Source organism: Microbacterium sp., assembly GCF_036566905.1.
In the GTDB taxonomy this organism is placed as follows: domain Bacteria; phylum Actinomycetota; class Actinomycetes; order Actinomycetales; family Microbacteriaceae; genus Microbacterium.
In genome coordinates this window covers 1-13,442 of sequence record NZ_DATCVK010000096.1, presented here as the reverse complement: position 1 = coordinate 13,442, position 13,442 = coordinate 1, and the positions used below count along the sequence as shown (strand labels likewise).

Annotated in this window: 12 protein-coding genes and 1 pseudogene; 10 read left to right on the top strand and 3 right to left on the bottom strand. The window is 71.2% G+C overall.

Annotated elements, in window-relative coordinates:
* Positions 1-508: L-serine ammonia-lyase, iron-sulfur-dependent, subunit alpha (locus VIP82_RS07420; RefSeq protein ID WP_331907182.1), on the top strand; the 508-nt coding region annotated here is incomplete at its 5' end.
* Positions 509-533: 25 nt separating this feature from the next.
* Here VIP82_RS07420 and helR read toward each other — a convergent pair.
* Complete coding sequence (helR, locus tag VIP82_RS07415; RefSeq protein WP_331907180.1) at positions 534-2,672, bottom strand: RNA polymerase recycling motor ATPase HelR; 2,139 nt, start codon at positions 2,670-2,672, stop codon at positions 534-536.
* Positions 2,673-2,820: 148 nt separating this feature from the next.
* Complete coding sequence (locus VIP82_RS07410; RefSeq protein ID WP_331907178.1) at positions 2,821-3,453, bottom strand: TetR/AcrR family transcriptional regulator; 633 nt, start codon at positions 3,451-3,453, stop codon at positions 2,821-2,823.
* 123 nt (positions 3,454-3,576) lie between these two features.
* Here VIP82_RS07410 and VIP82_RS07405 point away from each other — a divergent pair, with 123 nt between their 5' ends.
* From VIP82_RS07405 to panB, 4 genes are all read left to right on the top strand, one after another.
* Positions 3,577-5,034 (top strand): purine-cytosine permease family protein, encoded by a 1,458-nt coding sequence (locus VIP82_RS07405; protein WP_414684629.1) that lies wholly within the window; start codon positions 3,577-3,579, stop codon positions 5,032-5,034.
* A gap of 66 nt (positions 5,035-5,100) precedes the next feature.
* Positions 5,101-5,892: a DUF2520 domain-containing protein gene (locus tag VIP82_RS07400; protein ID WP_331907176.1), complete on the top strand. Its 792-nt coding sequence runs from the start codon at positions 5,101-5,103 to the stop codon at positions 5,890-5,892.
* Positions 5,889-6,740, top strand: coding sequence for a pantoate--beta-alanine ligase (gene panC / locus VIP82_RS07395; protein ID WP_331907184.1), 852 nt, complete (start codon positions 5,889-5,891; stop codon positions 6,738-6,740). Before VIP82_RS07400 ends, panC begins: the two co-directional genes overlap by 4 nt.
* Positions 6,740-7,600, top strand: coding sequence for a 3-methyl-2-oxobutanoate hydroxymethyltransferase (gene panB / locus VIP82_RS07390; RefSeq protein WP_331907174.1), 861 nt, complete (start codon positions 6,740-6,742; stop codon positions 7,598-7,600). Before panC ends, panB begins: the two co-directional genes overlap by 1 nt.
* Positions 7,601-7,632: 32 nt before the next feature.
* On the opposite strand, the gene VIP82_RS07385 is transcribed toward panB, so the two are convergent.
* The gene (locus tag VIP82_RS07385; protein ID WP_331907172.1) at positions 7,633-8,640 is read right to left on the bottom strand and encodes a LacI family DNA-binding transcriptional regulator; all 1,008 of its coding nucleotides are present in this window, start codon (positions 8,638-8,640) and stop codon (positions 7,633-7,635) included.
* A gap of 133 nt (positions 8,641-8,773) precedes the next feature.
* On the opposite strand from VIP82_RS07385, the gene VIP82_RS07380 reads away from it, so the two are divergent.
* The 5 genes and pseudogenes from VIP82_RS07380 to VIP82_RS07360 form a co-directional block, all read left to right on the top strand.
* On the top strand, positions 8,774-10,087 hold the full coding sequence (locus VIP82_RS07380) for an ABC transporter substrate-binding protein (RefSeq protein ID WP_331907170.1): 1,314 nt from the start codon (positions 8,774-8,776) through the stop codon (positions 10,085-10,087).
* 87 nt (positions 10,088-10,174) lie between these two features.
* Positions 10,175-11,290 (top strand): Gfo/Idh/MocA family protein, encoded by a 1,116-nt coding sequence (locus VIP82_RS07375; RefSeq protein ID WP_331907168.1) that lies wholly within the window; start codon positions 10,175-10,177, stop codon positions 11,288-11,290.
* Complete coding sequence (locus VIP82_RS07370) at positions 11,287-12,201, top strand: DUF6807 domain-containing protein (protein ID WP_331907166.1); 915 nt, start codon at positions 11,287-11,289, stop codon at positions 12,199-12,201. The genes VIP82_RS07375 and VIP82_RS07370 overlap by 4 nt, the downstream gene beginning before the upstream one ends.
* A gap of 21 nt (positions 12,202-12,222) precedes the next feature.
* A complete protein-coding gene (locus VIP82_RS07365) occupies positions 12,223-12,963 on the top strand; it encodes a cupin domain-containing protein (RefSeq protein ID WP_331907164.1) in 741 nt (246 codons plus the stop codon).
* Positions 12,964-13,217: 254 nt separating this feature from the next.
* Positions 13,218-13,442: pseudogene (locus tag VIP82_RS07360) on the top strand (cation-transporting ATPase); the annotation flags it as partial.

Below are 13,442 nucleotides of genomic sequence, written 5' to 3'. Positions count from 1 at the left end.
GACCAACGGCGCCGCCGGGGTCCTTCCTGCCGTGCTCTACCAATCTGTCGCAGCGACCGGGTTCGACGCCGAGCTCATCCGCCGGTTCCTGCTGACGGCGACCGCGATCGGGTCGATCATCAAGGCCAACGCCTCGATCTCGGGAGCCGAGGCCGGATGTCAGGCGGAGGTCGGAAGCGCCTGCGCCATGGCGGCCGCCGGGCTCACGGCGGTGCGCGGCGGCACGCCTGCACAGATCGAGAACGCGGCGGAGATCGCGATCGAGCATCATCTCGGCCTCACCTGCGACCCGGTGTCGGGGCTCGTGCAGATCCCGTGCATCGAGCGCAACGCGGTCGCGGCCTCGACGGCGATGACGGCGAGCCGCCTGGCGCTGCTCGGCGACGGCAGCCATATCGTGGACCTCGATACCGCGATCGAGACGATGCGCCAGACCGGCGCCGACATGTCGTCCCGCTACAAGGAGACCAGCGCGGCGGGGCTCGCCGTCAACGTCGTGGAGTGCTGAACGCGACGGCGAGCCCGCGCTCCCGCTAGGCCTCGAGCACCGCGAGCTGCTGCGTCGCGCGGGTCATGGCGACGTAGCGGTCCACCGCGCCCTCGATGCCCTTGCCGAACCTCGACGGCTCCACGAGCACGACGAAATCGAACTCGAGGCCCTTCGCCAGCTCCGGCGTCAGCGAGCGCACCCGTTCCTGCGCGGCGAACGACGGATCGCCGATGACGCAGGCGGTGCCCTCGGGGTGCGCCGCGAGCCAGTCGTTCAGGATGCCGTCGCGCTCCGCCACCGCGGCGCGGAGCACGGGGACTCCGCTGGAGCGGATCGACGTGGGCACGTTCGCGTCGGGGATCGCGGCGCGGATCACCGGCTCGGCCTCGACCATGACCTCGCTCGGCGTGCGGTAGTTGATGGTGAGCGAGGCGATGCTCACGTCGGTCAGTCCCGCGTGCTCCAGTCGCTCCTGCCACGACTCGCGGAAGCCGTGCCGCGCCTGGGCGCGGTCGCCGACCACCGTGAAGCTGCGCGACGGGCAGCGCGCCAGCAGCATCCGCCACTGGGCATCGGTGAGCTCCTGCGCCTCGTCGACGATGATGTGCGCGAACGGCCCGGCCAGCAGGTCGGGGTCGGACGCCTCCAGAACCGAGTCGTCGACGAGGCTGTTGCGCAGGTCGTCGCCGTCGAGCCACTGCATCATCTCGTCGCCGGCCTCCTTGAGGCGGTCGACCACCTGCGCCATGTACTCGCGCTCCTGCGCGAGCTTCGCCTCGCGCTCCCGGTGGCGGCGCGAGGCGCCGGGGTCGCCGAGCCGGCGCCGTGCCGCGTCGAGCAGGGGGAGATCCGCCGTGGTCCACGCGGTGGCGTCGACGCGCTGCAGCGCCGCGACCTCGTCGGGCGTGAGCCACGGTGCGCAGCGGCGCAGGTAGGCGGGGACGGACCACAGGTCCGACACGAGGACGGATGCCTCGACCAGCGGCCACGCGCGCGCGAAGGCCCGCGTCAGCTCTTCGTGACGCGCGAGCGCTCGCCGCAGCTGATGCGGGGGCACCTCTTCGCCGTCCACCTGGTCGGTGAGGAGCTCGAGAACCGTCTCCCAGACCTGGTCGCGCGCCTCGTTGTGCGGCGTGCCGGGCTCGGCCGACGCGAACGCCTCCGCCCAGTCCTGCGGACTGAGCCACAGCTCGGCCCACGGCGTCTCGATGACGAGCCCCTCGGCCGGCGGCTCCTCGTACAGCCGCACCGCCGGCTCGATCGCGTCGACCATGCGCGCGTCGGACTTGAGCCGCTCGACGACCTGGTCGCGCTCAGGCTCGGCGATCGTGCCCTCGGCGACGAGATCGCGCAGCGTGCAGGTCTGCACGCTCTCCTCACCGAGGCTCGGCAGCACGTCCTCGACGTACGACAGGTAGGCGGGGCTCGGGCCGACGAACAGCACGCCGCCGCGTCCCTCACCCAGGTGCGGGTCGGAGTACACGAGATACGCGGCGCGGTGAAGCGCCACCACCGTCTTGCCGGTGCCCGGGCCGCCGTCGACGACCAGAGAGCCGCGCGAGCCGGCGCGGATGATCGCGTCCTGATCCGCCTGGATCGTGCCCAGCACGTCGCGCATGCGCGGCGAGCGGCTCGCGCCCAGGCTCGCGATGAACGCGGACTGGTCGTCGAGAGCGGCGTTGTGCTCGAGCCCGTCGGCCGTGAACACCTCGTCCCAGTAGTCGGTCACGCGGCCACTGCTCCACCGGTAGCGGCGACGACTCACGAGGCCCGACGGGTGCGCGTGGGTCGCCGCGAAGAACGGCTCGGCGGCCGGCGTGCGCCAGTCGACGAGGAGGCGCCGGCCCGCGGCATCCGTGAGTCCGAAGCGCCCGATGTAGACGGGCTCGGAGCCGTCCGCGTGCACCATGCGCCCGAGGCACGCGTCCATCGTGAAGCGGCGCAGCACGCGCAGGCGCGCGGAGAGGCGATGGATCTCGAGGTCGCGCTCGAGGCCTGCCTGCCCGTGCCCGCCGGGGCGTCGGCGCAGCTCGGCCAGGCGCTCCTCGAGGCCGTCGATGGAGCGGGCGAGGCTGTCGGCGATCGCGGCGAACTGCTGCTCGTCAGCGCTGATCAGTACGGGGTCGGACTTGGCGGCGAGACGTTCGGGCAGCTGGAAAGGGCTGGTCTGGATGGGATTCACGGCATCTGCTCCTGGCGGACATCGCGACGCAGCGTTCGGTGGAGGAAGGGCGGGGACGCGTCGCGACCGACCAGTATGCGCCCCCAGGGGGCCCTTGCGGCAAGGCCCCCTCCGCCCGGTATCCTGGAAGTGCGGGCGGGGGAGGAACTCAGTTCGAACGGGCGGTCGCCCGCAGGGTTCCCGGCTCCAGGCCCAGTGTCCACTCGGCGACATCCGACACGAACTGCTCGTGCGCACCGCCACCGACCTCGTGGCTGTTGTTCACCGAGGCGCTCTGCCCGTCCACCGCCATCAGGATGCGGATGCCCGCCGCCTGCGCATCGACGGAAGCGAACTCGCCCGAGCCGGTGCCGTGCTCGATGATGTCGACGATGCCGGCCCGGTTGAGCGTCTCCTGCTCGACCAGCGCCTCGTTCAGCGGTCGGCTGAAACGCGAGAGGTGGCGGGCGTTCAGCCACAGCCGCGCGAGGTCCCACGAATCGCGGCTCTCGAACCCGGTGACCAGGCGCGCCAGCCGCTGCGTGGCAGTGCCCTCCCGGGGGAACAGCTCGGCCCGCTCGGCGGCGGCGGCCCGCGCGAAGGCGGCGACGACGAGATCCTCAGCGGCGGGGAAGTAGTGCGTGATCAGGCCGGGACGCACGCCCAACCGGTCGGCGACCGCACGCAGGGTGATGCGCTCGAGGCCCTCGGTGAGCGCGATGTCGGCCGCGGTCGCCAGGATCTCCTCGCGCCGCTCTTCCGGCCGCTTGCGGATCCGTCGCGCATCGCCGCTTGACACCATGCCGCCCATGCTATTGGATGTGTGACCAATAGGCTATTGTCCGCTCGGCCAATAGTCGCAGTGTCCCGAGAGCAACGAAGCCGCGGTCCGACGCCGTCGTCCGGTCCGCCCGAGAGGATCACCGTGTCACAGCACCCGCAGACCGCGCAGGCGTCGCCGCAGCCGACGGAGTTCGTGGATGCGCCGAACCAGCCCGAGACGCGCGGCATCGAGCTGATCGGCGCCGGCGAGCGCCATGGGCGGGCTCGCGACCTGTTCTTCGTCTGGGCGGCGCCGAGCGTCAGCATCCTGAACTTCACCGTCGGGGCCACGCTCGTGCTGCTCGGGCTGGAACTGTGGCAGGCGGTGCTCGTCGTGATCGCCGGATCGGTGCTGTGGGTCTTCCCCGGCCTCATCGCCATCAGCGGCCCGGCGGCGGGCACCTCGGGCTCGGTCATCACGCGGGCCATCTACGGCATCATCGGCAACAAGCCTGTCGTGGCGTTCACCGGGTGGCTGATCGGTGCGGTGTTCCTGGCGCTCAACTGGCTCGCGTCCTCATTCCTGGGTGCGGACCTGCTGGCGGGAATGGGACTCACCGACCCCGTCCTCGTGCCGATCGCCGTGACGCTCGTCATCTCCGCCCTCACCGTGCTCGTGGCGGTCTACGGCCACGCGCTCATCCTGCGGGTGTACTCGTGGCTGGCGATCGTGCTGGCCGTCATCTTCGTGACCGTCGCGGCGTTCATCCTGCCGCAGGTCGACTGGGGCTTCCAGCAGCCCGAGCCGCTGTCGGGCGTGGCGCTGTGGTCGGCGATCACGATCGGCTTCACGATCATCGCCTCGTCGCCGATCTCGTTCATCAACAGCCCCGACATCGCGCGATACCTGCCCCGGTCGACGAAGTCCTCGCACATCGTCGCCGCCACCGCCCTCGGCGGCGCGCTTCCCGGCATGGTCTTCACGATCGTCGGAGCGCTGCTGGCGACCGTCGCTGCCGGCGCGGTGATGGAGTCTGGCATCGAATCCGCCCTCCTCGGGATGCTGCCCGCGTGGCTCGGGCCGGTCCTGGTCATCGGCGTGGTCGCGAACACCATCGCGCTCAACGGCATGACCACCTACACCTCGAGCATGGCGCTGCAGGCCATCGGCATCCCGATCCGGCGCATCCCGGCCGCGGTGGTGGTGGGGGTGATCGGCACCGCGCTCACGATCTACCTCGTGCTGTCGACGAACCTCCTCGACGCCGTCAACCTGATGCTGCAGTTCCTCGTCATCGTCTCGGCGCCGACGATGGCCGTGTTCGTCGCCGACGTCGTGATGCGCCGCAACCGCTACGACGGTGTCGAGCTCTTCGACGAGGAGCGCGGCGGCCCCTTCTGGTACAGCGGCGGATGGAGCATCCCCGGCATGGCGGCCGTGCTGATCGGCGGCACCGCGACCGCCCTGTGCCTGTCGACCGAGGTCTGGACCGGGCCCATCGCCGAGAGCCTCGGCTACGTCGACCTCTCGGTGCCGGTCGGGATGCTGGTCTCTGTTGTCGTCTACGCCGTGCTGCTGCGCACGCCGCTCGGAAAGGCCGGGCAGCCCGCCCGCGTCTGACGTCCTCCGCGCGACGGGGTATTTTGAACGAGGTTCATTTACACCGCGCGACGGGAGACGACGACGATGCCGGACCTCGACCCCGATCACGCGCGCGCCGGAAGCTTCGGCGTGATCGCGATCGTCGGCGACGGGCGTGTCGGCCGGTCGATGGCTGCCGCACTGCGGGCCGTCGGAGCTGAGGTGCGCGGACCGCTCGGCCGCGGCGACACCGCAGACGATGCCGATCTCGTACTGCTGGCGGTTCCTGATGCCGAGATCGCGGCCGCCGCGGCCCTCGTCGCACCCGGACCCTTTGTGGGGCACTTCTCGGGCGCATCGACGCTCGAGCCGCTCGCACCGCACGAGGCATTCAGCATCCATCCCCTCATGACCGTGGCCGGTGCGGATGCGTCGTTCGACGGCGTTCCGGCCGCCGTCGCCGGGTCGACCCCTCGTGCCCTCGCTGCCGCCCGCGCCCTCGCGGACGTCCTGGGGATGGCGCCGTTCGAGGTCGCCGACGCCGACCGCGCCGCGTACCACGCGGCGGCATCGATCGCCTCGAACTTCCTCGTGACGCTGGAGTGGTTCGCGGAGGACCTCGCCGCGACGGCCGGGGTTCGGCGGGAGGTTTTCGCACCGCTCGTGCGCGCAACGGTCGAGAACTGGCAGGCCGACGGCGTCGCGGCGCTCACCGGGCCCATCGCGCGCGGCGACGACGAGACGGTGGCACGCCAGCGCGCGGCCGTGCGCGAGCGCCTTCCCGAGCGGGCCCAGCTCTTCGACGCCCTCGTCGCGGCGACGCGGGAACTGGCCGCCACGCGCACCTCGACGGTCGCTCGCGGTTCGAGCCCGGCAGTGGGGGAGACCTCGTGGTGATCGTCGTGCGCACGATCGCCGATCTGCGATCGGCGCTGCGCGATCGGCGCAGCGGACGCATCGGTCTCGTGCCGACGATGGGCGCCCTGCACGAGGGGCATCTTTCGCTCGTGCGGGCTGCTCGCGCCGACAACGACAGCGTCGTGATGTCGATCTTCGTGAACCCCACGCAGTTCAACGAGCAGGCCGACCTCGCCGCCTACCCCCGCACCGAGGAGCGCGACGTCGCGCTCGCCGAGGAAGCCGGTGTCGACGTGGTGTTCGCCCCGGACGCCGGCGAGATGTATCCCGAAGGCTTCTCGACGACGGTGAGCGTGACCGGGCCTGTCGCCGAGACCCTCGAGGGCGCCCAGCGCGGCCGCGCGCACTTCGACGGCGTCGCCACCGTCGTGACGAAGCTGCTGCTCGCGGCGCTCCCCGACGCCGCCTACTTCGGAGCGAAGGACGCGCAACAGGTCGCGGTGCTGCGCCGCCTCACCGCCGACCTCAACGTTCCCGTCGAGCTCGTCGTGTGCCCGACGTCGCGCGACGACGACGGTCTCGCCCGCTCGAGCCGCAATGCGCGGCTGTCGCCCGACGAGCGCGTGCGGGCACGTGCCATTCCCCGCGCACTGCAGGCGGTGACGGATGCCGCGGCCTCCGGCATCCGTGATTCCCGCGGGTTGCGGGATCGGGCGCTGGACGTGCTGGCCGAGGGGATGATCGCGCTCGAGTACGTCGCGTTCGTCGACCCCGAGACGTTCGAGCCGATTCACCAGGTGGATCGGCCGACCCTGGTCGCCATCGCCGCGCGCGTCGGCGCGACGCGGCTCATCGACAACACCGTGATCGACGCAGGAGGTGCGTGATGCGCCCGCAGGTGACTCTTCGGCGGCTGGAGGAGATGAAGTCCGGCCACGAGCCCATCGTCATGGTCACGGCTTACGACTACCCGACGGCGCGCGTCGCCGAGCGGGCCGAGGTCGACATGGTGCTGGTCGGCGACTCGGGCGCGCAGGTGGTGCTCGGCTACGAATCGACGGTGGCGGTCTCGGTCGACGAGATGCTCGTGCTCGCCCGTGCCGTCCGCCGCGGGGTGCGGTCGGCGTTCGTCGTGTGCGACCTGCCGTTCGGCTCGACCGAGGTTTCGGACGAGCAGGCGGTCGCGACCGCCGTGCGGTTCGTGCGGGAGGCGGGGGCCGACGCCGTGAAGCTCGAGGGCGGCGGCGAGGCGCGGCTCAGCCGCATCCGCGCGATCGCCGCGGCCGGCATCGCGGTCGTCGCGCACGTGGGGCTGACGCCTCAGACCGCGGTGGCGCTCGGCGGCATGCGCGCGCAGGGCCGCACCGCCGAGTCCGCGGCGCGGTTCGCCCGTGAGGCGGTCGCGGTGCAGGAGGCCGGCGCCAGCGTGCTCGTGGTCGAGGCGGTGCCGGCCGAGGTCGTCGACGTCGTGCTCCCCGCCCTCGACATCCCCGTGATCGGAATCGGCGCGGGTCGCGCCGACGGTCAGGTGCTCGTGATGCACGACCTCCTCGGCATCACCGAGGGCAAGACGGCGGCCTTCGTCAAGCGCTTCGCGGCCGTCGGTGACGAGATGGTCGATGGCGTCGCGCGGTACGCCGCGGAGGTGCGCGGCGGCGTGTTCCCCGGCGCCGAGCACGGCTACAGCGCGAACGAGGCCGCGGTGGCGGCAGCTCGCAACGCACTCGCCACGCCTGCCACGGGCTGAGCGGATGCCGCGGGCGGCGGCATGCCGCGGCTTCAGAGCGGGGCGGGTCCGGTGGACTCGCGCCAGATGACGCGGTGGATCTGCTGGGCCTCGGACGGCACGGGCTCGCTGCGCAGCGCCGAGATGAGCCTCGTCATCGCGCGTGAGCCCAGACCTTCGAGGTCGACCTCCACGCTCGTCAGCGCGGGACTCATCAGACGCCCGAGCTGCTGGTCGTCCCATCCGGTGACGCTGAGGTCGTCGGGCACGCGCCACCCGCGGTCCATCGCAGCGCGGATCGCGCCGGCGGCCACGAGGTCGTTCGCCGCCACCACAGCGGTCGCCCGATCACGGTCGGGAAGGCTGCGGACCGCGGCCATTCCCGATTCTGCCGACCAGTCGCCCTCGATCACTCCGGTCGACTCCAACCCGAGCGATGCGATCGTCTCGAGATAGGTGTCGCGCCGGGCGCGGGCCGACGCGAACTGGAGGTCGCCGGTGATGTGGAGGAACCGGCGGTGGCCGCGTTCGGCCAGGCCGCGGATCAGGTCGACGAGAGCGGAGGCATCCGCCAGCTCGCCGATGCCGCGCATCTCGTCGTCGAAGTCCGCTGATGCGACGATCGGCGTCCCGCTGGAGGCCTGCAGCTCGAGCGAGGCGAGCACGGGGGCGAACGAGACGATGCCGTCGACCTGACCGGAGTCGGCCAGCTCGGCCACGCGCTCCGTCCGCTCCTCGGCGCCACCCTCTAGGGCCAGCACCTCCACCGCGTAGCCGGCCGCGTGCGCGGCGGCGCTCGCGCCGGCGAGCATGCGCGCCGGACTGTAGGCGAGGGTCGGCACAACCACGGCGAGCCGGCCCGTCTGGCGTGTGCGCATCGACCGGGCGACGAGGTTCGGGCGGTAGTTCAACTGGTCGACCGCGGCCTGCACGCGTGCCTTGGTGGCGGGCTTGAGTCCATCGGGAGCGCGGAAGAAGCGCGAGACGGTCTGATGCGAGACGTCGGCGAGGCGGGCGACCTCCATGATCGTCGGCCGGCGGTGCGGTGCGGTGTCGGTCACGGGCGCCTCCTTCGACATCCATGTTGACACAGATTGTGAACCTTCACTATTGTCACTTCTCGAACTTAGTGATCGATCACTAAGTGAAGGTTCACCCCGCGCTCACCGCGCAGGGATCCCGGAAAGGACGACGATGTTCACTGGCAGGAAGAAGACGGCGATCGCCGCTGCGGCGGTCGTCACGGCCCTCGGCCTGGCGCTCTCAGGCTGCGCCGGATCGGCACCCGGCGAAGCCGCGCCCACCTACGATCCGGATGAGGACGTGACGCTGGACTTCGCGTTCTGGGGCAACGACGTCCGCGCCGAGATGTACAACGAGGCGATCGCCGCGTTCAACGAGGAATACCCGAACATCACGGTGAACCCCACGTTCCTCGCCTGGGATGAGTACTGGGAGAAGCGCCAGACCGAGGCCGCCGGCAAGAACCTCCCGGACGTGTTCCAGATGGACATGACCTACGTCCGCCAGTACTCCGGGAACGGGCTGCTCCTGGACCTCACGCCCTACGTCGGCGACATCATCGCCACCGACGGCTACGACGAGAGCGTGCTCGACATCGCATCGATCAACGACACGATCGCCGGCATGCCCGTCTCGACGAACGCGATCGGAATGTTCGAGAACGTGGTCCTCACCGACCAGGTCGGCGTCGAACCCTTCGCCGGTGGCGACTGGGAGGAGTATGACGAGTGGCTGCACCAGGCCCGGGATGCCGCCGAGGCCGCCGGACTCGAGGTGTGGGGCGGTGCGGACCCCACCAGCTTCATTCAGCCGTTCGAGCTCGTGCTCCGCTCCGAGGGCAAGTCGGTCTTCACCGAGGAGGGCGAGGTCGGCTTCACCAAGGAGGACCTCGCCGACTTCTGGAATCGCGGCGCCGAACTGCGGGAAGACGGCGTCGTCACCCCGCAGCAGCGGATCCTGGAGGTCGCTCCCAAGGGCGCCTTCGACTCCGCCCAGGCGCTCACCGAGATCGTGTGGGACAACTTCGGCGCTCCGTACCTCGCAAACCTCGGCGAGGCGTATCCCGACCTGAACCTCGTCGCGCCTCCGGTCACGGAAGAGGGAGCCAAGGACCTGTACAAGAAGGCCGGCATGCTGATCTCCGCTGCGGCGAGCACGGAGCACCCCGAGGCCGCCGCCCTGTTCACCGACTTCCTGGTGAACAGCCCCGAGGTCGGCGCCATCTTCGGAACGAACCGAGGGATGCCGGCATCCCAGACCCAGCTCGACGGCGTAGAGCTCGACGAGACCGCCCAGCAGATCATCGACTACGAGGAGTCGATCGCCGACCGCATCGGCGACGCCCCGCCGGTGCCGATCGTCGGCTACGGCTCGGTCGAGGCCAAGTTCAAGGCGCTCGGCCAGGAGCTCGGCTTCGGGACCATCACGGTCGACGACGCGGTGGATCAGCTGTTCGCCGAGATCGACGTCATCGTCAATCAGTAGCCCGGTGGTCGACGGGCGCGGCCGGAGATACCCCCGCCGCGCCCGCCGACACGCCCCCCACCCACCACCGAGAAGGAATCACAGGTCATGTCCACACCCCGCCCGTCCTTCCGCGTCGGCATCATCGGCACGGGCGGCATCGCGCACGCCCACGCCGAGGCCCTCCAGAGCCTGGCCACTCGCGTCGAGATCGTCGGTGTGGTCGATCTCGACCGCGCGCGCGCCGACGCGTTCGCCGAGCGCTTCGACGTCGACCGGGTCTACCCCGACGCCGCCGAGCTCTTCGCGAACGAGCAGCTCGACCTCGTGCACATCTGCACCCCGCCGCAGACGCACACGCCGCTCGCGATCCAGGCGATGCGGGCCGGCGTCACGTCGCTGGTCGAGAAGCCCACCGCGCTCAGCCTGGGCGAGATCGACGAGCTCGCCGCCGTGCAGGCCGAGACGGGCGTGCCGGTCCTCACGGTGTTCCAGCACCGGTTCGGTGCGGCCGCCCGCCACCTCAAGGCCCTCGCCGAGGCGGGCGAGCTGGGCCGGCCGCTCGTGGCCACGTGCGAGACGCTGTGGTTCCGTCCCGACGAGTACTTCGACGTGCCCTGGCGTGGGCGGTGGGACGTCGAAGGCGGCGGCCCCACCATGGGCCACGGCATCCACCAATTCGATCTGCTCTTCGCGATCTTCGGCGGCTGGTCCGAGGTGAGCGCGTTCGCCGCTCGCCAGCTGCGGCCCACCGACACCGAGGACGTCTCGATGGCGCTGGTGCGGTTCGAGAACGACGCCCTCGCCACGGTCGTGAACTCTCTCGTATCGCCGCACGAGACGTCCCGTCTGCGATTCGACTTCGAGTACGCCTCGGTCGAGGTGCAGCACCTCTACGGCTACACCAGCGAGGACTGGACGTTCACGCCGGCCGCCGGGCACGAGCATCTGTCCACCCGCTGGGCCGAGGGCCTCGACTCCGGTGCGATCAGCGGCCACCGCGATCAGATCTCCGCGATCCTCGACGCGCTCGGCGCGGGCGAGGCCCCTGCGGTCGACCTCGCCGAGGCGCGTCGCACGCTCGAGTTCGCCGCGGCCACGTACGCGTCGGCGTTCCGCGGCGTGACGGTCGAGGCCGGCGACCTCGCCGGCGACGACCCGTTCGTCCGGTCCATGAGCGGCGGGATCGTCCCGTGGGCGCCCGTCAAGGAGATCCTCGTATGAGCGCGCTGCGCGTCACCCACGAGTCCGGCTCCGCAGTCACCGTCCGCGACGGGGACAACGACCTGTTCACGTATGTCTACGCGCCCACCACAGCGGCGCTGGAGTCGCCGAAGCCGTACCTTCACCCCCTCCGCACGCGGGCGGGCCACGTGGTGAGCCTGTTCCGGCCCCACGACCACGTGTGGCACAAGGGGATCGCCTGGGCGCTTCCGGTCGTGAACGACGAGAACTTCTGGGGCGGGCCCACCTACGTGCACGGGCAGTTCTACGTGCAGCTGCCGAACAACGGCGTGCAGCAACACGAGGGCGAGATCGAGCTGGAGTCCGGTGACCGCGCGGCAGTCTCGCACGCGTTGCGCTGGATCACCGAGTCGGGCGACGACATCTTCGCCGAGCACCGGGAGCTGAGCGCCGAGATCGTGTCGGAAGACGCGTGGGCGCTCACCTTCGACACCCGCCTGACGAACGTGACCGATGCGCCGATCGCGATCGGCTCTCCGACCACGCGGGGCCGCGAGAACGCCGGCTACGGCGGCCTGTTCTGGCGCGGTCCGCGCTCGTTCACCGACGGCACCCTGGTCGCGCCGGGCGCCTCCGGCGCCGGGGACGATGTCCGCGGGTCGCGCCACGAATGGATGGGCTTCGTCGGACGCCACGACGACGTCGACGCCACGTCGCTCGTGCTCATGCTCGACGACGCCGCCAATCCGCACCACCCGCCGCAGTGGTTCGCGCGATCCGAGGAGTTCGCCGCGCTGAACCCCGCACCCTTCTTCAGCGAAGAGGTCGTCGTCGCACAGGGCGAGACTGTGCGCTTTCGGTACGCGGTGGGCATCGCCGACGGGGGAGCGGATGCCGCGGAGCCGCTCGCCGACGCGCTGCGCGGCGTCCTTCAGCCGGTCGTAGTCTGAGGCATGAGGAGAGGAGCGAACGTGGTCGACACCGCCCCGAGCTTTCCCGGAGCGACCTCCGTCACCCTGCTCGACGTCTACGTGGATGTCGGCCCCGACGGACTCCGCGGCGGCAGTCCCCACATGCACCTGGCCTCGACCGAGTGCTATGTCGTCATCGGCGGACGCGGCGCGCTGCACACGGTCGACCCGACCGGCGTCCGCCAGACCGAGCTGCGCGAAGGCTCCGTCGTCTGGTTCACGCCCGGCGCGATCCACCGCGCCGTCAACCACGGGGACCTGAAGGTGCTCGTCATCATGGGCAACGCGGGGCTTCCCGAAGCGGGCGACGCGGTCATGACGTTTCCCGCCGACATCGTCGGCGACCCCGAGCGGTACGCCGCGGCCGCGACGCTGCCTCAGGGATCGCCGGAGGCGAGGGCGGCCGCCGCATCGCACCGCCGCGACCTCGCGGTCGAGGGATTCCTCGTGATCCGGGACGCCGCGGCCGCCGGGGACTTCGGTCCCCTGCGAGCGTTCCACGCCGCCGCGGCCGCACTGGTCCAGGAGCGGGCGGCGTCGTGGTCCGACATCGTCGCGCGCGGGCCGGTCGCGCAGGCGGCGCAGAGCCTCGACATCGCGCGTGCGATCGCCGGCGGTGACGCGACGCATCTCGCCGCGGCGACGGTGTTCCTCGCAGCCGAGCCGGCAGACGAGCGCGGCTTCGGCATGTGCGGGCGACTGCGGGCGTACGACGTGAGCGAGGCGCTCGTCGCGCGTTGATTCGGTGGAGGACGGATGCCGCCGGCGGCGCACCCGGAATCGATCAATTCGCTGAGAGAGCCCGATGAGCGCGCCGACACGGCCGGTGCGAAACGCGGCCGACCGTAGGCTGGAGAGCACAAGGGGAGTACTCCCGCCTGCGGCACGCTCGTCACTACGGATCCAGCGCCGGATCCCGGGCTGCCGGCCCTTCGGGGTGGAGGAGACCTTGGCGGTCTTTCACACGCCATGTCTCCGATAGGGAAGGAACCTCCATGGGCTCTCTCAACCGCCTCTTCGACCTCGCCGCCAAGGCGCTCGACTCCTCGGGCTCGCAGGCCGCCTCCGGCTCGCAGGCGTCCGGCAACGGACGCGACTGGCGGGCGATGGTGCGCGACGTCGCCGGAGCCGTCAGCGGCGAGCCGCGGTCGACGACGCCGCCCACCGCGTCGGACAGCTGGACTCCGCCGGCGGCGGCATCGCCCGCGCCAGCCGTCGGA

What these genes read in the sequence shown, in the direction of transcription:
- VIP82_RS07410 (WP_331907178.1), bottom strand. Translation starts at nt 3,453, where the DNA reads ATGGTGTCAAGCGGCGATGCGCGACGGATCCGCAAGCGGCCGGAAGAG.
- VIP82_RS07400 (WP_331907176.1), top strand. Translation starts at nt 5,101, where the DNA reads ATGCCGGACCTCGACCCCGATCACGCGCGCGCCGGAAGCTTCGGCGTG.
- panB (WP_331907174.1), top strand. Translation starts at nt 6,740, where the DNA reads ATGCGCCCGCAGGTGACTCTTCGGCGGCTGGAGGAGATGAAGTCCGGC.
- VIP82_RS07380 (WP_331907170.1), top strand. Translation starts at nt 8,774, where the DNA reads ATGTTCACTGGCAGGAAGAAGACGGCGATCGCCGCTGCGGCGGTCGTC.
- VIP82_RS07375 (WP_331907168.1), top strand. Translation starts at nt 10,175, where the DNA reads ATGTCCACACCCCGCCCGTCCTTCCGCGTCGGCATCATCGGCACGGGC.
- VIP82_RS07370 (WP_331907166.1), top strand. Translation starts at nt 11,287, where the DNA reads ATGAGCGCGCTGCGCGTCACCCACGAGTCCGGCTCCGCAGTCACCGTC.